This window comes from Gemmiger sp. An50 (genome assembly GCF_002161595.1).
GTDB lineage: Bacteria > Bacillota > Clostridia > Oscillospirales > Ruminococcaceae > Allofournierella.
On record NZ_NFID01000011.1, the window covers coordinates 23,709 to 45,808 of the forward strand.

The 22,100-nt window shown below is 62.5% G+C and carries 23 protein-coding genes and 1 riboswitch; of the genes, 14 read left to right on the top strand and 9 right to left on the bottom strand.

Annotated features, from left to right (window positions below):
• Nucleotides 1-138: 138 nt before the first annotated feature.
• Nucleotides 139-327 carry a hypothetical protein gene (locus B5G03_RS10600; RefSeq protein WP_087181677.1) on the bottom strand — a complete coding sequence of 63 codons (189 nt, stop codon included), beginning with the start codon at nt 325-327 and terminating at the stop codon, nt 139-141.
• Between the two features lie 202 nt (nt 328-529).
• Between B5G03_RS10600 and B5G03_RS10605 the strand changes: the two genes are divergently transcribed.
• Genes B5G03_RS10605 through B5G03_RS10615 form a run of 3 tightly spaced genes read left to right on the top strand, consistent with a single transcriptional unit; the run spans nt 530 to nt 2,738 of the window.
• A complete protein-coding gene (locus B5G03_RS10605) occupies nt 530-1,354 on the top strand; it encodes a bifunctional hydroxymethylpyrimidine kinase/phosphomethylpyrimidine kinase (protein WP_242962408.1) in 825 nt (274 codons plus the stop codon).
• Between the two features lie 2 nt (nt 1,355-1,356).
• Nucleotides 1,357-1,854, top strand: coding sequence for a tRNA (cytidine(34)-2'-O)-methyltransferase (locus B5G03_RS10610; RefSeq protein ID WP_087181678.1), 498 nt, complete (start codon nt 1,357-1,359; stop codon nt 1,852-1,854).
• An 8-nt stretch (nt 1,855-1,862) separates the two neighbouring features.
• Nucleotides 1,863-2,738 carry a DegV family protein gene (locus B5G03_RS10615; protein ID WP_242962410.1) on the top strand — a complete coding sequence of 292 codons (876 nt, stop codon included), beginning with the start codon at nt 1,863-1,865 and terminating at the stop codon, nt 2,736-2,738.
• Between the two features lie 58 nt (nt 2,739-2,796).
• Here B5G03_RS10615 and B5G03_RS10620 read toward each other — a convergent pair whose 3' ends face one another.
• From B5G03_RS10620 to B5G03_RS10630, 3 genes are all read right to left on the bottom strand, one after another.
• Nucleotides 2,797-3,648 (bottom strand): class II fructose-bisphosphate aldolase, encoded by an 852-nt coding sequence (locus B5G03_RS10620; RefSeq protein WP_087181680.1) that lies wholly within the window; start codon nt 3,646-3,648, stop codon nt 2,797-2,799.
• A gap of 83 nt (nt 3,649-3,731) precedes the next feature.
• A complete protein-coding gene (locus tag B5G03_RS10625; protein ID WP_087181681.1) occupies nt 3,732-4,907 on the bottom strand; it encodes a diphosphate--fructose-6-phosphate 1-phosphotransferase in 1,176 nt (391 codons plus the stop codon).
• A gap of 85 nt (nt 4,908-4,992) precedes the next feature.
• Nucleotides 4,993-6,015, bottom strand: coding sequence for a LacI family DNA-binding transcriptional regulator (locus B5G03_RS10630; protein ID WP_087181682.1), 1,023 nt, complete (start codon nt 6,013-6,015; stop codon nt 4,993-4,995).
• Nucleotides 6,016-6,186: 171 nt separating this feature from the next.
• Nucleotides 6,187-6,279, top strand: a riboswitch (PreQ1-III riboswitch).
• Between the two features lie 7 nt (nt 6,280-6,286).
• On the opposite strand from B5G03_RS10630, the gene B5G03_RS10635 reads away from it, so the two are divergent.
• A complete protein-coding gene (locus B5G03_RS10635) occupies nt 6,287-6,793 on the top strand; it encodes a QueT transporter family protein (protein WP_087181683.1) in 507 nt (168 codons plus the stop codon).
• Nucleotides 6,794-6,833: 40 nt separating this feature from the next.
• Nucleotides 6,834-7,481, top strand: coding sequence for an HAD family hydrolase (locus B5G03_RS10640; protein ID WP_087181684.1), 648 nt, complete (start codon nt 6,834-6,836; stop codon nt 7,479-7,481).
• Between the two features lie 55 nt (nt 7,482-7,536).
• On the opposite strand, the gene trhA is transcribed toward B5G03_RS10640, so the two are convergent.
• The gene (trhA, locus tag B5G03_RS10645; RefSeq protein ID WP_087181685.1) at nt 7,537-8,187 is read right to left on the bottom strand and encodes a PAQR family membrane homeostasis protein TrhA; all 651 of its coding nucleotides are present in this window, start codon (nt 8,185-8,187) and stop codon (nt 7,537-7,539) included.
• Between the two features lie 253 nt (nt 8,188-8,440).
• Between trhA and secA the strand changes: the two genes are divergently transcribed.
• Complete coding sequence (gene secA / locus B5G03_RS10650; RefSeq protein ID WP_087181751.1) at nt 8,441-11,215, top strand: preprotein translocase subunit SecA; 2,775 nt, start codon at nt 8,441-8,443, stop codon at nt 11,213-11,215.
• A 144-nt stretch (nt 11,216-11,359) separates the two neighbouring features.
• On the opposite strand, the gene moaA is transcribed toward secA, so the two are convergent.
• The 4 genes from moaA to B5G03_RS10670 all read right to left on the bottom strand — a co-directional run bounded on the left by moaA (nt 11,360) and on the right by B5G03_RS10670 (nt 15,494).
• Nucleotides 11,360-12,325, bottom strand: a complete 966-nt coding sequence (gene moaA, locus B5G03_RS10655) for a GTP 3',8-cyclase MoaA (protein WP_087181686.1) — start codon at nt 12,323-12,325, stop codon at nt 11,360-11,362.
• Nucleotides 12,326-12,446: 121 nt separating this feature from the next.
• Nucleotides 12,447-13,139 carry a DUF554 domain-containing protein gene (locus B5G03_RS10660; protein WP_087181687.1) on the bottom strand — a complete coding sequence of 231 codons (693 nt, stop codon included), beginning with the start codon at nt 13,137-13,139 and terminating at the stop codon, nt 12,447-12,449.
• A gap of 37 nt (nt 13,140-13,176) precedes the next feature.
• Nucleotides 13,177-13,863: a response regulator gene (locus B5G03_RS10665; protein WP_087181688.1), complete on the bottom strand. Its 687-nt coding sequence runs from the start codon at nt 13,861-13,863 to the stop codon at nt 13,177-13,179.
• Nucleotides 13,848-15,494 (bottom strand): ATP-binding protein, encoded by a 1,647-nt coding sequence (locus B5G03_RS10670; RefSeq protein ID WP_087181689.1) that lies wholly within the window; start codon nt 15,492-15,494, stop codon nt 13,848-13,850. Before B5G03_RS10670 ends, B5G03_RS10665 begins: the two co-directional genes overlap by 16 nt.
• A 249-nt stretch (nt 15,495-15,743) precedes the next feature.
• Here B5G03_RS10670 and B5G03_RS10675 point away from each other — a divergent pair, with 249 nt between their 5' ends.
• Genes B5G03_RS10675 through B5G03_RS10710 form a run of 8 tightly spaced genes read left to right on the top strand, consistent with a single transcriptional unit; the run spans nt 15,744 to nt 22,025 of the window.
• The gene (locus B5G03_RS10675) at nt 15,744-16,424 is read left to right on the top strand and encodes a F0F1 ATP synthase subunit A (protein ID WP_087181690.1); all 681 of its coding nucleotides are present in this window, start codon (nt 15,744-15,746) and stop codon (nt 16,422-16,424) included.
• Nucleotides 16,425-16,470: 46 nt separating this feature from the next.
• Nucleotides 16,471-16,686: an ATP synthase F0 subunit C gene (atpE, locus tag B5G03_RS10680; protein ID WP_058963829.1), complete on the top strand. Its 216-nt coding sequence runs from the start codon at nt 16,471-16,473 to the stop codon at nt 16,684-16,686.
• A gap of 18 nt (nt 16,687-16,704) precedes the next feature.
• Nucleotides 16,705-17,196, top strand: coding sequence for a F0F1 ATP synthase subunit B (gene atpF, locus B5G03_RS10685; RefSeq protein WP_087181691.1), 492 nt, complete (start codon nt 16,705-16,707; stop codon nt 17,194-17,196).
• Nucleotides 17,193-17,708 (top strand): ATP synthase F1 subunit delta, encoded by a 516-nt coding sequence (atpH, locus tag B5G03_RS10690; RefSeq protein ID WP_087181692.1) that lies wholly within the window; start codon nt 17,193-17,195, stop codon nt 17,706-17,708. The genes atpF and atpH overlap by 4 nt, the downstream gene beginning before the upstream one ends.
• Nucleotides 17,709-17,715: 7 nt before the next feature.
• The gene (gene atpA / locus B5G03_RS10695; protein WP_087181693.1) at nt 17,716-19,233 is read left to right on the top strand and encodes a F0F1 ATP synthase subunit alpha; all 1,518 of its coding nucleotides are present in this window, start codon (nt 17,716-17,718) and stop codon (nt 19,231-19,233) included.
• On the top strand, nt 19,221-20,183 hold the full coding sequence (atpG, locus tag B5G03_RS10700) for an ATP synthase F1 subunit gamma (protein WP_087181694.1): 963 nt from the start codon (nt 19,221-19,223) through the stop codon (nt 20,181-20,183). The genes atpA and atpG overlap by 13 nt, the downstream gene beginning before the upstream one ends.
• Nucleotides 20,184-20,226: 43 nt before the next feature.
• Nucleotides 20,227-21,624 (top strand): F0F1 ATP synthase subunit beta, encoded by a 1,398-nt coding sequence (gene atpD, locus B5G03_RS10705; RefSeq protein ID WP_087181695.1) that lies wholly within the window; start codon nt 20,227-20,229, stop codon nt 21,622-21,624.
• A complete protein-coding gene (locus B5G03_RS10710) occupies nt 21,624-22,025 on the top strand; it encodes a F0F1 ATP synthase subunit epsilon (RefSeq protein ID WP_087181696.1) in 402 nt (133 codons plus the stop codon). Before atpD ends, B5G03_RS10710 begins: the two co-directional genes overlap by 1 nt.
• The last annotated feature ends 75 nt before the right edge of the window (nt 22,026-22,100 follow it).

Genomic DNA, 22,100 nt, shown 5'->3' on the forward strand with positions numbered 1-22,100 from the left:
GTCTTTCCCTCACTTCCTCCGGGCGGGAGTTCTGCCCCACCCGCTTGCTGGTGCAAAAAAGAAATATACTGTTTAGTATAGTACAAAATTATAAAAAAATCATGCCCCGCTGTGAAAAAACAGACGAGGCATGATTTTTCAATGATAATACCGGCCGACCATCTTGTCCAGGTCCAGCACCGCGCGCTCGGCGCCGCGGGCCACCTTCTTGGCCATCTTTTTCATCTTGCGGGTGTTCTTGCCCTTGGTCCCGGCGGCCACCCCGGCCGCCACCGCCATGGTCGCGGCGGTCAGGCCCGCGGCTGCCATCATGGTTTTCTTTTCCATTTTGTGTTCTCCTCCCTGGGTAAAATCTGCAAGCGCCTGCGCTTGCGTTACAGGGTTTAGTCTGCCCCGCTTTTCCTGACCTATACGGTTTTCTTACGGATTCTCTCTTTCTTTGCGGCGGGAATTGTGATAGACTATATAAGTTAAGAGTCGTTTGCCCCCACTGCGGGCGAAGGCTCTTGTTCAAAGGAGTGACCTGTTTTTGAAGCATAACGCACCTAAAACCATTTTGTGCATTCATGATCTGTCCGGCATGGGACGCTGCAGCCTGAGCGTTGCCGCACCGGTGCTGGCCACAATGGGCCACCAGCCCGTTCTTCTGCCCACCACCCTGCTTTCCACCCACACCGGCGGCTTGGGCAAGCCGGTGGTGCAGCCGCTGGCCGCCTACGGCGAAGCCGCGCTGGACCACTACCGCAAGCTGGGCGTAGAGTTCGACTGCATCTATTCCGGCTACCTGGCCAGCGAGGCCGAGCAGCAGCTGGTGCTCAAGGCCTTTTCCTACTGGCCCGGCGCGCTGAAGGTGGTGGACCCGGTTCTGGCCGACCACGGGCGTTTTTACACCGGCATGCAGCCTCTGCTGCCCGGCATGCGCGAACTGTGCCGCCAGGCGGACCTGATCCTGCCCAACCTGACCGAGGCCTGCTTCTTGCTGGGCCGGGAATACTGCGCCGAGGAATTCACCCCCGAGCAGGCCCAGGCTCTGGCGGACGAGGTGAGCGCCAATGTGCAGCGGGCGGTGGTGACCGGCCTGCCCCTGGCAAAGCACCTGGCTTGCGCGGGTTCCAGCGGACGGGACCGCTTTGTGGTCAAGCGCCTGCGCATCGACCGCAGCTACCCCGGCACCGGCGATCTGTTCGCCGCCGTTCTGGTGGGCTGCCTGTTGCGCGGCAACGCTCTTTCCGCCGCGGCTGACGCTGCCGCCGACTTTGTGGCCGAGGCCATCAACAACACAGCGCCCACCGCGGACCCGGCCTTCGGCGTATGGTTCGAGCCGCTGCTGGGCCGCCTGAGCGGAGGAAACTGAAGATGCCTGTTTTGAACATCGTTCTGGTGGAACCCCAGATTCCGGAGAACACCGGCAACATCGCCCGCACCTGCGCGGTGACCGGCGCCCGGCTGCATCTGGTGCGCCCTCTGGGCTTCGAGGTGACGGACAAGCACCTGAAACGGGCGGGGCTGGATTACTGGCACCTGCTGGACATTACTTATTATGATGATTTGGCGGACTTTTTCGCCAAAAACAGCGGCCCCTTCTTTTATTTCACCAGCAAGGGCCGCCACCGCCACACCGACGTGACCTACCCGGACGGAAGCTATCTGGTGTTCGGGCGGGAGGACGCCGGCCTGCCGGAGCGGCTGCTGTTTGAAAACCCGGACCACTGTGTGCGGATGCCCATGCGCAAGGGCGTGCGCTGCCTGAATCTTTCCAACTCGGTGGCCGTCGGGGTATACGAAGCGCTTCGCCAATGGGATTTTGCGGACCTGGAGAGCCAGGGCCAACTGACCAAATACGAATGGAAGTGAGGAGTACCATGCGTAAGATCGCCGTTTTGACCGACTCTGCCTGTGACATTCCTGTGGAACTTCAGGAAAAGTACGGCATCGACATCCTGCCCTTCACCATCACGCTGGACGGCGTGAGCTATGTGGAGCGCAAGGACTTCACCTTTGATGAATACTACCAGATGCTGCGCGAGGCCAAGGGCACGCCCAGCACCGCCCACATCACCGCCATGCAGTTCTGCGACCAGTTCTGCAAGTATCTGGATGAGGGCTACACCGACGTGCTGTATGTGAGCATCAACTCCACCGGCAGCGCCACTCACGACGCCGCCGTGATGGGTGTGGACCTGCTGAACGAGGAGCGTCCCGGCCACGAGCTGCGGGTGCACATTGTGGACAGCCACACCTATTCCTTCATCTACGGCTGGCCGGTCTGCGAGGCTGCCCGCCTTCTGCGCAACGGCGCCGAACTGGAATATGTGATGAACATGCTCAACGAGCGCTTTGCCCGTGCCGAGGTAGTACTCTCCGCCTTCAGCCTGAAGGTGATGAAGAAGAGCGGCCGTGTTTCGGCTGCCGCCGCCTTCGCGGGCGAGCTGCTGGGCCTGCGTCCCATCATCAGCCTGATCGACGGCAAGAGCAAGGTAGAGGCCAAGGTGCGCGGCGACGCCGCCGTGCCCGGCGCGCTGATCAAGTACGTGCGCAGCCGCGTGGACAACATCGACGAGGACTTCGAGTACATGATCGCCTGCACCGACATCCCCGCGGTGGATGACCTGATCAAGCAGTGCAAGAAGGAGTTCGGCCACGGTCCCCTGCATGTGTTCAAGCTGGGCGCCGCGGTGGCCAGCAACACCGGCCCGGACACCATTGCCATTGTGTATCAGGGTCGCCCCCGCCGCTGATTTTCAATCACAGCAACAAAAAACACCCCGGCAGCCGCCGGGGTGTTTTTCTTTGTGTTCAGGCCTTTCCCTCCGAGCCTGCCAGGCGGATGATCCGCTTCACATCCTCGCACAGGGCGTCGCTGGCGTACTGGCTCACCTTCCAGGAATGGCCCTGGTGGTCCAGCTCGTCCATTGCCCGCCGGTAGTGCTCCAGATACTTCCAGCGGATCTCGGTACCGAAGTTGATCTTGGCCACGCCCAGCCGGATAGCCTGTTTGACCAAGCTCTCCTCCATGCCGGTGCAGCCGTGCAGCACCAGCGGAAGATCGGTAAAGGTGCGCACCTGCTCCAGCACCTCCAGGTGGATATCCGGCCTGCCCTTGTAATAACCGTGGGCGTTGCCGATGCCGATGGCCAGGGTATCCGGCCGGCACAGCTGCAGAAACTGGCGCACCTGCTCGGGGCGAGCGATGTTTTTGTTCTCCAGCGCCACGCCGTTTTCCAGCCGGAGCAGCTCGCCCACCTCCGCCTCCACCGGCACCGCCCGGTCCCGGGCCATGGCCAGCACCTGATTGGTGAGAGCCGCGTTTTCTTCCACCGGCAGGCGGGAGCCGTCGATCATCAGGCTGGTGAAGCCCAGCTCCAGCGCCTGGGCGCAGAGGTCCGCGCTGTCGCCGTGGTCCAGATGGATGGACACCGGCACCTCCACCTGCCCGGCGCACCATTGGGCGGTGCGCACGAACCAGTCGTGGCCGGAATAGGCCCCGGTGCCCGGATAATGGGCCAGAATCATGGGGCTGCCCAGCTCCTGGGCCGCCTTGCAGCAGGCCCGGATAATATCGTAGTTGCCGCCCTGGGTGTTGATGGCGGGAATGGCGTAGCCCTCCCGGGCAGCTTTGCGCAGCTGGTCCAGGTTGTTGGTCAGCATGGCCTGCTCTCTCCTTTCCAAACGACACGGCGGCCGCTGCCCCATTGCCGGGTGCAGGGCCGCCGAAGAATGCGATTCTTTGCTTACAGCTGGGGCTTGAAGGTGACGAAACGGCGCAGCTCCTCGCCGATCAGCGGGCGGCACCAGTCCACGAAGGCGGGGGTCACGTCCCGGCCGTCGGCGCTGATGAACTCATCCGGCATCTTGCGCTCGTGCAGCATCACCTGCTCCACCGGGATCAGGAAGGTCTCGGACTTGTAGACCGGACCGGGCACACGGCGGAAGCCCACCATCACACCGTTCTCCCCGTTCAGGGCGGCGCGGCAGGCCTCGGCACCGGCGATCACCGCCTCCTCCCGGTCCACGCTGGATTGGAAGGCGATGGAGGACCGGTTGCAGATGCCCGGCTTTTCGCTGCGGGCTTTGATGCCCAGCTTCTGAATCACCAGGTTGGCCAGATGGGCGCTCACATCGCCGTAGTAGACCGAGCGGCCCACCTTGAAGATGGGCGGCACGATGGAGGAGCCGTCCGGATTGCACAGGCCCTCGCTGGTCACGATGACCACGCCGCCCTTTTTGCGGTGCAGCTGGAGCACCCGCTCCAGGAACTCCTCCTCGTTGAAGGGGCGCTCGGGCAGGTAGATCATATCCGGGCCGTCGCCGTTGCCGCTGCGGGCCAGGGCGCTGGCGGCGGCGATCCATCCGGCATTGCGGCCCATGGCCTCGATCACGCTCACGTGGATGGGCAGGCTGCGCACATCCTGGCTCACCTCGCTGGTGATGGCCGCGATGTAACGGGCGGCGGAGCCGAAGCCCGGGGCGTGGTCGGTGACGGCGATGTCGTTGTCGATGGTCTTGGGGATGCCCACCACCCGCACGTCCACGCCCTCGGCCACGCAGGCCTTATAGAGCTTGCCGCAGGCGTCCATGCTGCCGTTGCCGCCGTTGAACAGCACATATTTGATGTCGTGCTTTTTGCAGATGCGGGCCATGTTGGCGTAATCCTCGGCCTCCAGCGGGTCCCGGCTGGTGCCGATGGCGGAGGCGGGGGTCTGCAGCAGCAGGCGCAGCTCCTCCTCGGGCACGGCGCTCAGCTCGCAGAACTGCTCCCGCAGCATGCCGCCGCTGCCGCCGATGGCGCCGTAGACCTTGTCCACCTGGTCCGGGTGCTTTTTGGCTTCGGTCACCGCGCCGTACAGCGAGGAATTGATCACGGCGGTGGGTGCGCCGCCGTGCACGATCAGCAGATTTCCTTTCATGGCTCTTCTCCTTGTCTTATGTGTTCTTGCGTTGAAGGTTTTCCTATATGCAATGGCAGGCCCGCCGCGGGCCGCCAGGGCATGCTTATTCCACCGCGGTGCTGGCCCGGCGGATCAACCGGGTGGACACCCGCACCGGCTCGGGCACCTGACCCTGCTCGATCATGGTCTTGAGCATATCCACCGCGATGCGGGCGATCTCGGCCCGGGGGATCTCCATGCTGGTGAGCGGAGGCGCCACATACTGGCCCAGGCTGGAATTGTCAAAGCCGATGACCGCGATGTCCTGGGGGATGCGCCTGCCCTCGGCCTGGGCTGCCTGCATGGCGATGCAGGCCACCTTGTCATTCCGGCCGAAGATGGCGTTTACCGGCTGGCCGCTGCGCAGGTACTCCCGCACCCGCTGGGCAAGCTGCTCCGGGCTGCCGCAGCCGGTGATGATCCGGCTTACAGGGTCCGGGCAATAGCCGCTCTCCTGCATCTGGTGCACAAAGCCCCGGTAGCGCAGATCGTCCATATTGCTGAAATTCCCCCGGGCGCTGTAGCGGTCGATGTACAGAATATCCTTGCGGCCCAAACCGCCCAGATACTGCACGCACTCCCGCGCGCCCTCGTACAGGCCGTTGTCGATCCGGCCTGCTCCTTTTACCTGGGAGTAATCCCGGTTTTCCAGCAGCACCACCGGGATGTTGGCGTCCACAAAGCGCTGGATGAAGGCCTGGGGAAAACTGACCGAGCTGATGAGCAGGCCGTCCGGACGGCGGCCGATGATCTCGTTCACGAACTGCTCGGTGTTCCGGTTGGAACACAGCGAGACCATATAGCCCAGCCCGTAGGCGCACTGGTCCAGCTCGTTCACCAGCAGGCTGAAATGCTCGGTGACAATCTGGTCCGCGATGAAGATGATCTGGTTGCTGCTCTTGCCCTTCAGGGCCCGGGCGATGCTGTTGGGCCGGTAGTTCAGCTGGCGCACGGCTTCCTCCACCCGGCGGCGCTTTTCCTTGTCCACATAGCGGTTGTTGTTGATGACGTAAGAGACCACCGTCTCGCTGACTCCGGCCAGGCGGGCCACATCCTTGCGGGTGACCTGCTTGAATTTCGGTTCCATGCTGCGACCTCCTTCATCTAAACACGAGTGTATCTCTCTTTCCCCATTATAAATCCCCCGCATGCCGCCGTCAAATAAAACGGGGCATGTGACTGTAAAACTTTCGGGAGCTTTTTGTTGCACTTTGACGATAAAGTTTGTTATAATACCGGTATGCGCCGCAAGGTGCAAGAGCAACTTAGGATTTTAGGCTCGCCCGGGTTTTGCCCGGGCCCACCCGTTTGGACCTGGCAGTGCCAAACGGATAAAATCTTTCTGCCGGAGTGTAATCATGAATACGAAACGTCTTGTCCGCGCGGCTATGGTGGCCGCTATTTACGTGGTGCTCTGCCTGGTGCTGGCCCCCTTCAGCTACGGCGCCGTTCAGGTGCGTCTGGCCGAGATGCTGTGCCTGTTGCCGGTGTTCGGCGCGGAGTACATCGTGGCTGTGACCCTGGGATGCTTTTTGGCCAACCTGCTGGGCTCCACCCTGGTGGATGTGGTGTTCGGCACCGCCGCCACCCTGCTGGCCTGCCTGCTCACCTGGCTGGTGGGCCGCCTGCGTGTGGGCGGTCTGGCCATCCCGGCCGCTGTGCCGCCCATCCTGAGCAACGCGGTGATCGTAGGTGCGCTGGAGCTCACCTTCTTTCTGCCCGGCGTCACCGGCACCGCTGCGCTGGCGGCCTGGAACGCCCTGACGGTGGGCATCGGTGAGGTGATCAGCTGCGGCATCCTGGGCGTGGCCCTGGTGAAGCTGATCGAGAGCAACACCGGCCTGTGCCGCTTGTTCTGCGAATGAGCCGTTCGTTTTCACTTTAAAATAAGGAAAGGAGGCCGTCATGAAACCGAGTCTTTTGATCTGGGACTGGAACGGGACCCTGCTGGACGATGTGGCCCTGTGCAACCAGTGCCTGAACGACCTGCTGGCCGGGCACGGCTACGCCCAGCGGTATGACGCGGCCGCCTATAAGGAAATTTTCGGGTTTCCCATCCAGGATTATTACCTGCGCGCGGGCTTTGATTTCAGCCGCCACCCCTATGAAGAGCTGGCCGAAGTCTACATGGCCCAGTACTTGCCCGCCGCCGAGGGCTGCGGGCTCTGCCCCGGCGCCCGGGAGACGCTGGAATGGGCGAAGGAGACCGGCATCCGCCAGGTGATCCTTTCCGCCTCCCAGCTGCCCATCCTGCGCCGCCAGGTGGAGGAGCGTTCGCTTTCTGGCTTCTTTGATGAGTTGCTCGGCCAGAGCGACATCTACGCCCGGGGCAAAAAGGAGACCGGCCTTTCCTATTTAAAAGAAAGCGGCATCGACCCGGCCAGCGCCGTGCTGGTGGGCGACACCCTGCACGACTTTGAGGTGGCCCGGGCCATGGGTACCGGCTGTGTGCTCTGCGCCGCCGGGCACCAGAGCCGGGCGCGGCTGGAGGCCGCCGGGGTCCCGGTGATCGGCACCCTGGCCGAGCTGCCCGCCTGCCTGGAACAGCTGTAAACAATAACAAAAACGCCCTCCCGGCCGGGAGGGCGTTTTCTTTATAAAATAAGCGTCAGGCCACGAACAGGAACACCGCCAGAAAATGGAGCAGGCTCCCCGCCAGAATGAACAGGTGGAACAGCTCGTGGAAGCCCCAGTTGGGACCCAGGTTGGGGCGCTTGATGATGTAGATCACCGCGCCCGCCGAGTAGCTGATGCCGCCCGCTGCCACCAGCGCCAGACAGGCCGCAGGCATGGAGGCGAAGGCGGGCAGGTCCACCAGGATGGACCAGCCCATGGCCAAGTAGATCAATGTGCCGATCCAGCGGGGGGCATCCAGCCAGACCAGCTTGAACAGAATGCCCAGAAAGGCCGCCGCCCACAGACAGCCCAGAAAGATCTCCCGCTCGCCGGCAGGCATATAGGCCACGCAGAAGGGGGTGTAGCTGCCCGCGATGAGCACATAGATCATGGCATGATCCAGCTTGCGCAGCCGCCGCAGCGGGGCCGCCGCGCACAGCGCGTAATGATAGATGCTGCTGGCGGAATACAGCGCCACCAGCGAAAGGCCAAACAGGGCCACCCCCGCCAGCACCAGAGCGCTGGAGCCCTGCCACAGGCTGCGGCCCACCAACAAAAAGGTGGCGATCACACCGCCCACGGCGCCCCAGAAATGGGTATAGCTGCTCATGGGCTCACGTCCCTTTGCAAAATACCGGCTCACGAAATCCCCTCCTCGAAATCATCTAGTTTTAAAAACTACATTCTATTATTAGTATAACCAGTTTATGCAGTAAAATCAATGTCTGACAAAAAAATTAACAAATATTCCACCACCCCGCTTTGACAGGGGGCTATGGATGATGTATGATATTAGAATAGCGTAGTATGGGCTTTCTATACACGCACGGCGCGCCGCTCACTTGCGCGGCCGCTTTTGTGTATCAACGATATAGAGAAGAATGTGAGTGATCGATTTGGCATTTTTAGACAAGCTCTTCGGTTCCTTCTCCGACAAGGAGCTGAAAAAGATCCGCCCCATCGCCGATAAGGTGATCGCGCTGGAGAGCGAGATGGCCGCCAAGACCGACGCGGAGCTGCAGGCCATGACCCCCGCGCTGAAGGAGCGGCTGGCAAACGGAGAGACTCTGGACGATATCCTGCCCGAGGCCTTTGCCGTCTGCCGTGAGGCCAGCTGGCGTGTGCTGGGCATGAAGCACTTCCCGGTACAGATCATCGGTGGTATCGTGCTGCACCGCGCCTGCATCGCCGAGATGCAGACCGGTGAAGGTAAGACCCTGGTGGCCACCCTGCCCGTTTACCTGAACGCGCTGGCCGGCAAGGGCGTGCATGTGGTAACCGTGAACGATTACCTGGCCCGCCGCGACTCCGAGTGGATGGGCAAGCTGTACCGCTGGCTGGGCCTGAAGGTGGGCCTGATCGTGCAGGGCATCACCAACGAGCAGCGCCACGCCGCTTACAATGCGGACATCACCTACGGCACCAACAATGAGTTCGGCTTCGACTACCTGCGCGACAACATGGTGGTCTACAAGGAGAACATGGTGCAGCGCGGCCACTTCTTCGCCATCGTGGACGAGGTGGACTCCATCCTGATCGACGAGGCCCGTACTCCCCTGATCATCAGCGGCAAGGGCGACGATTCCAGCGACCTGTACCAGCAGGCCGACGCCTTCGCCAAGACCCTGAAGATGAGCAAGATCGTGGAGCTGGACGACAAGGAAGACCAGGACGCCCAGGTGGACGGCGACTACGTGGTGGACGAAAAGCACAAGACCGCCACCCTGACCCAGTCCGGCGTGAAGAAGGCCGAGGCCTACTTCCATGTGGAGAACCTGTCCGACGCGGCCAACATGACCCTGGCCCATCACATCAACCAGGCCATCAAGGCCCGGGGCGTGATGCAGCGGGACATCGACTACGTGGTGCGTGACGGCGAAGTCATCATCGTGGACGAGTTCACCGGCCGACTGATGATCGGCCGCCGCTACAACGAAGGCCTGCACCAGGCCATCGAGGCCAAGGAAGGCGTGAAGGTTGCCGCCGAGAGCAAGACTCTGGCCACCATCACCTTCCAGAACTACTTCCGCATGTACGAGAAGTTGGCCGGTATGACCGGTACCGCCAAGACCGAGGCGGACGAGTTCATCGAGATCTACGGCCTGCAGATCGTGACCGTGCCCACCAACAAGCCCCAGCTGCGCAAGGACGAGCCGGACAGCGTGTACAAAACCGTAAAGGGCAAGTATGACGCGGTGGTCAAGCAGGTTGCCGAGTGCCACGCCAAGGGCCAGCCCGTTCTGGTGGGTACCGTGAGCATTGAAAAGAGCGAGACCCTGAGCAAGCTGCTCAGCCGCCAGGGCATCAAGCACAATGTGCTGAACGCCAAGAACCACGAGAAGGAAGCCGAGATCGTGGCCCAGGCCGGTAAGAAGGGCGCTGTGACCATCGCCACCAACATGGCCGGCCGTGGTACCGATATCATGCTGGGCGGTAACGCCGAGTACATGGCCAAGGCCCAGCTGCGCAAGGAAGGCTTCGCCGAGGAGCTGATCGTGGAAGCTGACGGTCACGGCGAGACCGACAACGAAGAGATCCTGGCCGCCCGCGCCCGCTTCGACGAGCTGCTGGCTGCCCACAAGGCCGAGATCGCCAAGGAGGCCGAGGAGGTACGCGCCGCCGGCGGTCTGTACATCATCGGCACCGAGCGGCACGAGAGCCGCCGGATCGACAACCAGCTGCGTGGCCGTTCCGGCCGTCAGGGCGACCCGGGCGCTTCCCGCTTCTTCCTGAGCCTGGAGGACGACCTGATGCGTCTGTTCGGCGGTGAGCGGGTGCAGAGCCTGATGGATACCCTGGGCCTGGACGACGAGACCCCCATTGAGAACAAGATGATCACCAACACCATCGAGAGCGCCCAGAAGAAGCTGGAAGCCCAGAACTTCAGCACCCGTAAGAACGTGCTGCAGTTTGACGATGTGATGAACAAGCAGCGTGAGATCATCTACGGCCAGCGCCGTCAGGTGCTGAACGGCGAGGACCTGAAGGACACCCTGCGCTCCATGATGAAGGACAACATCGAGGGCAGCGTGGCCACCTTCTGCGCCGGTGATGATTCCTCCGCCTGGGATCTGGCCGCCCTGCGCCGCCACTACCTGGGCTGGCTGACCATGGACAGCGACCTGCACTACGAGGAGGACCAGCTCAAGAGCCTGAAGCGTGAGGACGTGAGCAAGTTCCTGCTGGACCGCGGCACCCTGATTCTGGACGGCAAGGAGAAGAAGTACGGCTCCAACATCATGCGCGAGCTGGAGCGTATGTGCCTGCTGCGCAACGTGGACACCAAGTGGATGGACCACATTGACGCCATGGACCAGCTGCGTCAGGGCATCTACCTGCGCAGCTACGGCCAGCGCGACCCCGTTGTGGAATACCGTCTGGAAGGCTTCGAGATGTTCGATTCCATGATCGACAGCATCAAGGAAGACACCGTGCGCATGCTGCTGACCATCGAGCTGAAGATCCAGCCCCAGCAGCAGGCCCCCGTGGTGGAGCGCACCCAGGTTGCCAAGCCCACCGGCGACGCCGCCACCCCCGGCAAGAACGTGAAGGCCACCAGCTCCTCCGGCCCCGTGAAGGTGGAGAAGATTGGCCGCAACGATCCCTGCCCCTGCGGCAGCGGTCTGAAGTGGAAGAAGTGCACCTGCAAGGAGTACCATCCCGACCTGTAAACCGGTAAAATAAGCGCCCGCCGGACTCGGAGAAAGAGTCCGGCGGGCGTTTTTTCTGTCCAAAATGAAAAGGCCGCGTTTCCACAGCTTACCGGAAACGCGGCCTTTCTGTTTTTTATCCGAGAGCGTGATTGCCGCCCCTTGTTATCCGCCGATCTGCGCCATGCGGCGGTGCTCGGTGATCTCTTCGTACTTGTCAAAGCAGTGGTGGGCGGGCTTTTGCTCCACCGCCCGGGCAATGGCCGCCCGCAGCGCCTCGTCCAATGCGCCGGTGCGCAGCAGCTGCCGCAGGTCCACCGACGCGTCATAGCACAGGCAGGGCTTGAGCTGGCCGGTGCTGGTGAGCCGCAGCCGGTTGCACTGGTCACAGAACCGGTGGCTCACCGCGTCGATCCAGCCGATGCGGCCCCGCAAAGCCGCGCTGGCCTCGTAATGGGCCGGGCCGTTGCCCCGCCGCTCGTTCACCGGGTGCAGGTCCGGCCAGCGCTCCAACAACAGCGCCCGGGCCTTTTCGGGCGACAGGCCGCCGCCTGCGCCGCCCTCGCCAATGGGCATCAGCTCGATGAACCGCACGTCCAGCGGCCATTGTTCCGCCAGGGCCGCCAGCCGCACCACCTCCGACTCGGCGCCGGCCAGCAGCACGCAGTTCAGCTTGGTGCGGATGCCCGCCGCCATGGCCGCGCGCACGCCCCGCAGCACCTGTTCCAGAACATCATACCCGGTGATGGCCGCGTAGCGGGCCGGGTCCAGCGCGTCGATGCTCACGTTCACCGCGTCCAGCCCTGCCCGGGCCAGCGGCAGCGCCAGATCCTCCAACAGCACTCCGTTGGTGGTCAGGGTCACCTGGCCGCAGCCCGGCAGGTTTTTCAGCTGCTCCACGAACTCCACCGCGCCCCGGCGCACCAGCGGCTCGCCGCCGGTCACCTTGAAGTTGCAGATGCCCAGGTCGATGGCCGCCCGTGCCGCCCGCAAAATCTCCTCATAGCGCAAAATCTCCGTATGGGGCACAAAGTCCGCCCCGTTCGGCATGCAGTACCGGCAGCGCAGATTGCACCGGTCGGTGAGTGAGATCCGCAGATAGTCGATGCTGCGGCCGTAACGATCCTTCATCGGGTCGATTCCCCTTTCCCGCCTCGGGCAGGCCTGGCCCCGGGCGGCTTCCTTGTATTTTAATAAATATAACGCCTTTTATTAAAAAAGTCAATCAATCCCCCGGCCCGCCGGGCGGCCCTCACAGGCCCAGTGCCTGCAGGACCACCACCGCGGCGGCGCTCACCGCCAGCGCGGGCAGATAGTTCAGGGTCTTGATCTGCTTGATGCCCAGAATCCCCAGGCCGGAGCTGAAGATCAGCGCACCGCCCACCAGGCTCAGTTCGCAGAGCAGCTCGGCCGTCACATAAGGTTCGATGGCCCCTGCCAGCAGGTAGATGCTCCCCTGCCAGCAAAAGAGCACCAGCGCCGCCAGGGCAATGCCGATGCCGAAGGTGGAGGCCAGCACCGTGGAGGTGATGCCGTCCAGCACCGCGTTGGTGAACAGATAGGTGTTATCCCCCTGCAAGGCGCTCTGCATGGGGCCCAGGATGCTCAGCGTCCCGGCGCAGAACAAAAGGATGGCGGTGGAAAGACCCTTGCCCAGCTCACTGCCGCCCGCCAGCGGCAGCTTGTTCACCGCCTTCTGGAACAGGGTATCCAGCGAGATGGCGGTGCCCAGCACGCCGCCCACTGCCAGACTCACGATGAACAGCACCGAGTACCGGCTCTGGGGCATGGCCTGTACCACCGAATTGACGCCCAGCAGGGTGGCCGCCAGCCCCATGCCGTTCATCAGGGCTTCCTTGTAGCGCTCGCCCAGGCCGCTTTTCAGCCGGCTGCCCACCAGACTTCCCGCCAGGATGGTGGCCGTGTTTGCAATGGTTCCGATCACTTGCTCGTTTCCCTCCCCGATTCGCCTGCCCCCACGCTCAGCCGCGCAGGGTATAGATCACGCTGGGCCGCCCGCCGGTGGAGTAATCCACCCGGGAATCGGCCCGGCCGCATTCCGCCAAGTAATGCACGTAGTGGCGGGCGGTCACCGCCGAAAAGCCGGTCTTCATGGCCAGCTGCTCGCAGGTCAGCCCCTGGGGGTTTTCCTGCAGGCAGGCACAGATGGCCTCCAGCGTTCTGGGCTGCAGGCCCTTAGGCAGCGGCTTCTCCTCCGGCTTTTCCTCCGCCGGGGCGGCCGTGCCCCGGTGCAGCAGCTCGTCCAGCTGCTGCTGGTTCACGCTCTGGGACCGGATGGCCTGCCTGCGCCGGTCGAAGGCGTCCAGCGCCTGGCAGAACCGCTCGTATTCAAAGGGCTTGACCAGATAGTCCACCACCCCCAGCCGCATGGCCGTTTCCACGGTGGCGGTGTCGCTGGCGGCAGTGATCATGATCACATCGGTGCTCACCCCTGCCGCACGCAGCTGGCGCAGCACGTCCAGCCCGTCCATCTGGGGCATATACATATCCAGAATCACCAGATCCGCCGGGTGACTGCGCAGGTATTCCAGCGCGGCCCGGCCATCCGGACATTCCCGGCACACCTGAAAGCGCGGGTCCTTTTCGGTATAGCGGCGGTTGAGCATGGCCACCATGGGGTCATCCTCCACGATCACGACTTGGTACAATCTCTCTCCTCCTTTTCACGCGGCCCTCCGGCATTCTCCTCCTGGGGCGGGATATGAATGGTGAAGGTGGTGCCCAAACCCACCACCGATTCCACCCGCACATCGCCGCCGTAGGCCTGCACGATGCTCTGCACCAGGGCAAGACCGGTACCCCGGCCCTCGCCCTTGGTGGAAAAGCCCTGCTCGAACATCCGCTGCTGCACCTTGGGCGCGATGCCGCAGCCGGTGTCCTCCACGCAGATGAGCAGGCCCTGGGCCTCCTCCTGGATGCAGACCTCCACCTCCCGCACCGCGCCGTCTGCCACGTGCTTGAAGGAGTCGAAGGCATTCTCGATCAGGTTGCCCAGCACCGAGATCATGGCGTCGATGGGCAGGCAGCGGCTGCCATGAGGGAAGTGACTGGAAGCATCCAGCCGAAAGACCACCCGCAGCTCCTGGGCGCGGCTGAGCTTACCGATGAGCAGCGCCGCCACCGCGGGCTCCTGGATGCGGCCGGTGATGCCGCCCATGGACTGGGCCCGTACCTTGGTCAGCTCCAGCACATAGCGCTCGGCCTCCTTGTATTCCTCCAGCTGCAACAGGCCCAGAATCACATGCAGCTTGTTCATGAATTCATGGGTGTTGGCCCGCAGCGCCTCCACCACGTGGTTCACGCCGGTCAGATCCTCGGCCAGACGCACCATCTCGGTGCGGTTGCGGAAGATGGCCACCGCGCCCACGGTTCGGCCGTTCTTCACAATGGGCATCCGGTCCGCCAGGATCTTCACATGCACCAGCGATTTTAAGGGCACGTTGTATTCCGCCTTGCCGCTGTGCAGCACCCGGTCCAGCGTGCTGGCCGGGTAGACCTGGTGCAGGGGCTGACCCACCGCCTCGTCCACCGGCAGCTCCAGCATCTGCTTTGCCGCCGCGTTCAGGTAGATGATGCGCTCGTTTTCGTCAATGGCCATCACGCCCTCTTCCAGCGCGTCCCAGATATCCGCCCGCTGCACCATCAGCCGGTGCAGGTCCTCGGGCTCGTAGCCCGCCAGCTCGCTTTTGATGTAGCGGGCCAGCCGCCGGGCCCAGAAGCCGCCGATGCACAGCGCCACCGCCGCGATGACCAGGTACTGCAGCACGGTTCCGGCCACCATCCGGTACACCGACCGCATGTAGACTCCCACCACGGCATAGCCCAGCAGGTTGCCCTCCTCGTCGAAGACCTTGGCGCAGGCGCAGCGCTCCATGCCGTTTTCGGTCTCGCCCTCCTGCAGAAAAACCGGGTCGGTCCTGCTCGGGTCCGGCTGGACCACTCCCTGCAGCCCGCTTCGGGTGCTGGCCCCGGCCAGCATGGAGCCCTCCGTATCGATGACCACCGCCACGTCCAGGTCGCTCACCCGGTGCACCACCTGCTGCAGCAGCGCCGTGACCGACTGGTCGCCGTCTCCCTCCAGCAGGCCCCGCACGTCCTGGGTGCGGGCCAGCAGATACGCCACGTCCAGCATGTTCCGGTCCATCATCTGGTGGCTGGAACGCAGATTCAGCCACAGGCTGCTGCCCATGGCGATGAGCACCGTGAGCACGATCAGCGCCACGCTCAGGGTGACCAGCTGAGCATTCAGGGTCTTTTTCAGATGAGCAAGCAGTTTCACGGTCGGTCCCCCTCCCCTATTTCAGGCGATATATGTAATATGATAGCACATTTTCCCCCCCTGCGCCAAATGCTCCGCCGGAGCAGAGAGCATCTTTCGTACAGGTTTTCCACAATGAAAACAACTGTTGTGCAAACCGCCAACCATATTTTTCAAAGACGCTTTTTTTACTTTTTTTACTTTCGTAAGCCTTACACTTCCGGGGCGTTTGTCATAGAATAGGCAGGTACCGAAAAGGGGGGAGATTTATTGGATATCAAGGAAGAACTCATCGAAGCGCTGCAACCGAAAACCGCCTTTGAGATCCCGCTGTTCGGCGGAATCCCGGTGCCGGAATCCGCACTCAACAGCTGGATTCTCATCGCGCTCTTCACCATTTTCTGCATCTGGCTGACCCACGGCATGAAAAAGGTGCCCGGCCGCCGGCAGATGGTGGCGGAAATCCTGGTTGGGTTCATCAACAACTTCTGCAAGGACAACCTGGGCGAACACTGGCGCACCTTTGCGCCCTACATCGGCACCATGGGCATCTATCTGGTGCTGGCGAACCTGTCCGAGTTCATCGGCCTCACGCCGCCCACCAAGGACCTGAACGTGACCGCGGGCCTGGCATTCCTGGCAGTTCTGCTGATCTACGGCTCCAGCTTCCGCATCAAGGGCCTTCGAGGCGGTCTGCACAAGTTCGTGGAGCCTTCACCCATTGTGGCCCCGCTGAACATTCTGGAAATCGGCATCCGGCCGCTGTCGCTTTGTATGCGGCTGTTCGGCAACGTGTTCGCCGCCTTCATCATCATGGAGCTGGTGAAGATGCTGGTTCCCATCGCAGTGCCCATTCCCCTGAGCCTTTACTTTGACGCATTCGACGGTATCATTCAGGCTGTGGTGTTCGTGTTCCTCACGACCCTGTTCCTGAGTGAAGCCATTGAATAAAACCATCTTACTTTAAAAATGTATTGAATTTTAGGAGGAACTTATTATGACTACCGCTTTTGCTGCCGCTATCGCCGTTCTGGTTGGCCTGGGTGCCGGTATCGGCATTGGTTTTGCCACCGCCAAGTCCAACGAAGCCATCGCCCGTCAGCCTGAGGCTGCCAGCAAGATCAGCAGCAACCTGCTGCTGGGCTGCGCCCTGGCCGAGGCCACCGCGATCTACGGCTTCCTGATCGCCATCCTGCTGATCTTCATGCAGTAATCGAGGGGGCGATGAGCCGTGTCGATTTTAAACCTTGACGCAAACATTATTTATGTGTTCATCAACCTGGCGATTCTGCTGGTTCTGATGAAGATCTTTTTGTTCGGGCCGGTCACAAAAATGCTGGACGAGCGGTCCAAGGAAATTGCCGACACCATCGACGGCGCCAACGCCAAAATGGAGCAGGCCGAGCAGAGCCGTCAGGAGTATGAGGCTCAGCTGCTGAACGCCAAGAAAGAGGCCCAGGACATTGTGGACGCGGCCAAAAAGCGCGGTCAGCAGGAGTACGAGGCTCAGCTGGCCAAAGCCCGGGACGACATTGCCCGCATGCAGGCCGACGCCCAGAAGCAGGCCCAGGCCGACCGTGACGCCATGCTGGAGGGCGCCCGCCAGGAGATCGCCATGCTGGCGCTGCTGGCTGCCTCCAAGGTGTCGCAGCAGAAGATGAACAGCCAGGCTGACCGGGAACTGGTCAACGCCTTCCTGGCTGAAGTGGAGGAGACCGCATGAGCCTGACTGCCGCCCGTTATGCGAGCGCTTTGTATCAGGCCGGCTGCACCGAGGACGAGCTGCGCGACACCGCGCAGCTCATTCTGGAAAATAAGCCCCTGCTGGAAGCGCTGGTCAGCCCGGCGGTCCGCTTGGAGGAAAAGCAGGCGGTACTGCGCCGCCTGCCCTTCGCAAGCTGCCCGGACCGGCTGATGCATTTTTATGAACTGCTGGCAAAAAAGGGCCGCTTTGCCCTGCTTGCCGATATCGTATATGAATATCATCTGCTCACGCTGGCCGCTGCCAACCAGACGGTTTGCGTGATGCGCTGCGCCCAGATGCCGGACGAGGCCATGGTGGTGGACATCGCCAAGGCCATGTGCCGCCGCCACGGCCGCGACGGCGTGGAGATGCAGGTGATCGTTGATCCGTCCCTGGTGGGCGGCTTCGTCCTGGAGATCGACGGGACGACCTATAACAAGAGTGTGAGCGGGCAGCTGCATCGTTTGGCGCGCCGCCTGCAAGAGAGGTGAAGCCACAGTGAATCAATCCGAAGAGATCATTTCCATTCTCCGCCAGGAGATTGAAGCATACGACAGCCGCGCCACTCACGAAGAGACCGGTACCGTGATCGAGATCGGCGACGGCATTGCCACCGTGTACGGCCTGGACAAGGCGGTTTACGGCGAGCTGGTGGAATTTGAGACCGGCGCCAAGGGCATCGTTCTGAACCTGGAGCGGGACAGCGTGGGCGTTGTTCTGCTGGGCAGCGAAGAGGGCCTGGCCGAGGGCAGCGTGGTCAAGCGCACCGGCCGTGCGGCGGACGTTCCCGCCGGTGAGGCCATGATCGGCCGCACCCTGAACGCCCTGGGTGAGCCCATCGACGGCCTGGGCGCCATCGAGGCTGCCGCCCGCATGCCCATCGAGCGCGAGGCCTCCGGCGTTGTGAGCCGCGAGCCCGTAAACGTGCCTTTGCAGACCGGCATTCTGGCCATCGACTCCATGGTGCCCATCGGCCGCGGCCAGCGCGAGCTGATCATCGGCGACCGCCAGACCGGCAAGACCGCCATCGCGGTGGATACCATCCTGAACCAGAAAGGCAAGGATGTGATCTGCATCTACGTGGCCATCGGTCAGAAGGCCTCCACCATCGCTCAGCTGCGCAACAACTTTGTGAAGTACGGCGCCATGGACTACACCATCATCGTGTCCAGCCCGGCCAGCGAGCCTGCACCCCTGCAGTACATCGCTCCCTACTCAGCCACTGCCATCGGCGAGTATTTTATGTCCAAGGGCAAGGACGTGCTGATCGTTTACGACGATCTGTCCAAGCATGCGGTGGCCTACCGCGCCCTGAGCCTGCTGCTGCACCGCAGCCCCGGCCGTGAGGCTTACCCTGGCGACGTGTTCTATCTGCACAGCCGCCTGCTGGAGCGCTCCTGCCGCCTGACCAAGGAATACGGCGGCGGCTCCATGACCGCTCTGCCCATCATCGAGACCCAGGCGGGCGACGTTTCCGCCTACATCCCCACCAACGTGATTTCCATCACCGACGGCCAGATCTATCTGGAGAGCAGCCTGTTCTTCGCAGGCCAGCGCCCCGCCGTAAACGTGGGCCTTTCCGTGAGCCGTGTGGGCGGCAGCGCCCAGACCAAGGCCGTGAAGAAGACCGCCGGTACCCTGCGTATCGACCTGGCCCGCTTCCGCGAGCTGGAGGTGTTCACCCAGTTCAGCTCTGACCTGGACAAGGCCACCCAGACCGCTCTGGACCACGGCAAGCAGCTGATGGAGATCCTCAAGCAGCCTCTGTATCATCCCATGAACGTGAGCCGCCAGGCGGTCATCCTGTACATCTCCACCGGCAGCCTGCTGGCGGATGTGCCTCTGGCCAAGTCCCGCGAGGTGGCTCAGGGCTTTGTGGACTACCTGGAAAATACCCAGCCCCAGCTGCTGGAAGAGATCGAATCCACCGGCGCGCTTTCCGCCGCTGTTGCCGAGAGCATCCGCGCCGAACTGGATGCCTATAAGGGACAGGTGAGCGCGCAATGGCAAGCATAAAAGAGATCCGTACCCGCATCAAGAGCGTGGATCAGACCCTGAAGATCACCAATGCCATGTATCTGATCTCCTCCTCCAAGATGCGCAAGGCCCGCCAGCAGCTGAATGGCGTGGAGCCTTACTTCCAGAAGATTCAGGATACCATTGCCGATATTCTGTATCACTCCGAGGAATTCCGGCATCCCTTCATGGACACCCGCCCCGAGAAAAAGCACCGCACGGTGGGTTACATCGTGATCACCGGCGACAAGGGCCTGGCGGGCGCCTACAACCACAACGTGCTCAAGCTGGCCGAGGAAAAGCTGGCCGTCGCCGAGAATCCGGTCCTTTTTGTGATCGGTCAGGTGGGCCGGGCCTACTTTGCCGGCAAGAACGTGAACGTGGACGGCGAGTTCCTTTACACCGCCCAGGACCCCACCGTGACCAGAGCGCGGGACATCAGCGACACCATGGTGGACCTGTTTTTGCGGGGCCAGCTGGACGAGGTGCATGTGATCTACACCGAGATGGTGAATCCCGTTCTGATGCGGCCCGCCACCTACCAGCTGCTTCCCCTCACCCGGGAGCAGTTCGCCCACAAGGAAGCCCAGTACACCGCCGGCCAGTACAACCGGCAGGTGGTGTACGTTCCCTCCGAGCACAAGGTCATGGATAGGATCGTGCCCGGTTACCTGAAGGGCGTGCTCTTCGGCTGCCTGGTGGAATCCTTCTGCAGCGAGCAGAATGCCCGCATGACCGCCATGGATTCCTCCACCAAAAATGCCCGCGAGATGATCCGCACCCTTTCGCTGGAATACAACCGGGCCCGGCAGACCGCCATTACCCAGGAGATCACCGAGATCGTGGGCGGCGCCCAGCAAAAGGGCGGCAAGGTCCGCCCCGAGCGTCACATGCAGCCCGCGCTTACCCTGCTGGTGAGCGCCGACGGCAGCGTGCTGCACCGCTCCTGATTTCCTTTCTTACTTGTTCGATTATTGAAAGCGAGGAACCGATATGCAAAACAAAGGCACCATCGCACAGGTTCTGGGCCCCATTGTGGACGTTGAGTTCAAGGACGGCAAGCTGCCCGCCATCAACGATGCCCTGACCGTGCAGCTGAACGGCGCCGAGCAGGTCATGGAGGTCGCCCAGCATGTGGGCGGCAACACCGTGCGCTGCATCATGCTCAGCCCCAGCGAGGGCCTGGGCCGCGGCGTGGAAGTGACCGCCAAGGGCGCGCCCATTGAAGTGCCCGTGGGCGAAAAATGCCTGGGCCGCATGTTCAACGTTCTGGGCCATGCCATCGACGGCCGCGAGGAAGTGACCGACTCCGAGAAGTGGTCCATCCACCGCGAGCCCCCCAAGTTCGTGGATCAGAGCCCCGTGGTTCAGATCCAGGAGACCGGCATCAAGGTCATCGACCTGCTGGCTCCCTATGCCCGTGGCGGTAAGATCGGCCTGTTCGGCGGCGCGGGCGTTGGCAAGACCGTGCTGATTCAGGAATTGATCCGCAACATCGCCACCGAGCACGGCGGCTACTCCATCTTCACCGGCGTGGGCGAGCGTACCCGTGAGGGCAACGATTTGTGGCGCGAGATGAGCGAGTCCGGCGTTCTGGAGAAGACCGCCCTGGTCTTCGGCCAGATGAACGAGCCCCCGGGAGCCCGTATGCGCGTTGCTCTGACCGGTCTGACCATGGCCGAGTACTTCCGCGATCAGGAAAAGCGCGACGTGCTGCTGTTCATCGACAACATCTTCCGTTACGTGCAGGCCGGCAGCGAGGTTTCCGCCCTGATGGGCCGTATGCCCAGCGCCGTGGGCTACCAGCCCACCCTGGCCAACGAGGTGGGCGCTCTGCAGGAGCGAATCACCTCCACCAAGAACGGCGCCATCACCAGCGTGCAGGCCGTTTACGTGCCCGCCGATGACCTGACCGACCCCGCGCCCGCCACCACCTTCACCCATCTGGACGCCACCACCGTGCTGAGCCGTAAGATCGTGGAGCAGGGCATCTACCCCGCTGTGGACCCCCTGGAGTCCACCAGCCGTATTCTGGAGCCCGACGTGGTGGGCCAGCGCCATTACAACGTGGCCCGCGGCGTGCAGGAGCTGCTGCAGCGCTACAAGGAGCTGCAGGACATCATCGCCATTCTGGGCATGGAAGAGCTGGGCGAAAACGACAAGAAGACCGTGGAGCGGGCCCGCCGCATCCAGCAGTTCTTCAGCCAGCCCTTCTTCGTGGCCGAGCAGTTCACCGGCCTGCAGGGCAAATATGTGCCCCTGGCCGAGACCATCAACAGCTTCGAAGCCATTCTGGGCGGCGAGCTGGACCAGTACCCCGAGACCGCGTTCTCCAACGTGGGCACCGTGGATGACGTGCGTGAGAAGGCCCGGGCACAGGGGGCGATCTGATGGCTGACCTGTTTCTGGAGATCATCACCCCCGAGCGCCAGTTCTACATCGGCCCCGCCGAGGAGCTGGTCATCCCCGCCATCGACGGCCTGTACGGTGTGCAGCCGGGCCATGAGCCCGCTGTGACCGCCATGGAGCCGGGCGAATTGCGGTACAAGGTGGACGGTGAGTGGCACATTGCCGCCATCGGCCAGGGCTTTGTGGAGATCATGCCCGAGCGTGCCATCGTGCTGGTGAGCACCGCCGAAAAGCCCGAGGAGATCGACGCCAAGCGCGCCCAGGAAGCCAAGGAGCGCGCCGAGGAACGCATGCGCCAGAAGAAGAGCGTGGAGGAGTATTACCGCTCCAAGGCTGCTCTGGCCCGTGCCATGGCCCGCCTGAAGGTATCCGGCCGGCGCTGATTTTCCCCTTCTTTTCTCAGCTTTTTCCTTCTTCATTCTGTTTTGCCCCGCAGGGCGGCCCGTTCGGGCGGCCCT

Excerpts from the sequence above, each read along its gene's own strand:
- B5G03_RS10600 (WP_087181677.1), bottom strand. The coding sequence starts at position 327 with ATGGAAAAGAAAACCATGATGGCAGCCGCGGGCCTGACCGCCGCGACC.
- B5G03_RS10610 (WP_087181678.1), top strand. The coding sequence starts at position 1,357 with ATGCCTGTTTTGAACATCGTTCTGGTGGAACCCCAGATTCCGGAGAAC.
- B5G03_RS10615 (WP_242962410.1), top strand. The coding sequence starts at position 1,863 with ATGCGTAAGATCGCCGTTTTGACCGACTCTGCCTGTGACATTCCTGTG.
- B5G03_RS10620 (WP_087181680.1), bottom strand. The coding sequence starts at position 3,648 with ATGCTGACCAACAACCTGGACCAGCTGCGCAAAGCTGCCCGGGAGGGC.
- B5G03_RS10625 (WP_087181681.1), bottom strand. The coding sequence starts at position 4,907 with ATGAAAGGAAATCTGCTGATCGTGCACGGCGGCGCACCCACCGCCGTG.
- B5G03_RS10630 (WP_087181682.1), bottom strand. The coding sequence starts at position 6,015 with ATGGAACCGAAATTCAAGCAGGTCACCCGCAAGGATGTGGCCCGCCTG.
- B5G03_RS10635 (WP_087181683.1), top strand. The coding sequence starts at position 6,287 with ATGAATACGAAACGTCTTGTCCGCGCGGCTATGGTGGCCGCTATTTAC.
- B5G03_RS10640 (WP_087181684.1), top strand. The coding sequence starts at position 6,834 with ATGAAACCGAGTCTTTTGATCTGGGACTGGAACGGGACCCTGCTGGAC.
- moaA (WP_087181686.1), bottom strand. The coding sequence starts at position 12,325 with ATGAAGGATCGTTACGGCCGCAGCATCGACTATCTGCGGATCTCACTC.
- atpE (WP_058963829.1), top strand. The coding sequence starts at position 16,471 with ATGACTACCGCTTTTGCTGCCGCTATCGCCGTTCTGGTTGGCCTGGGT.
- atpH (WP_087181692.1), top strand. The coding sequence starts at position 17,193 with ATGAGCCTGACTGCCGCCCGTTATGCGAGCGCTTTGTATCAGGCCGGC.
- atpG (WP_087181694.1), top strand. The coding sequence starts at position 19,221 with ATGGCAAGCATAAAAGAGATCCGTACCCGCATCAAGAGCGTGGATCAG.
- atpD (WP_087181695.1), top strand. The coding sequence starts at position 20,227 with ATGCAAAACAAAGGCACCATCGCACAGGTTCTGGGCCCCATTGTGGAC.
- B5G03_RS10710 (WP_087181696.1), top strand. The coding sequence starts at position 21,624 with ATGGCTGACCTGTTTCTGGAGATCATCACCCCCGAGCGCCAGTTCTAC.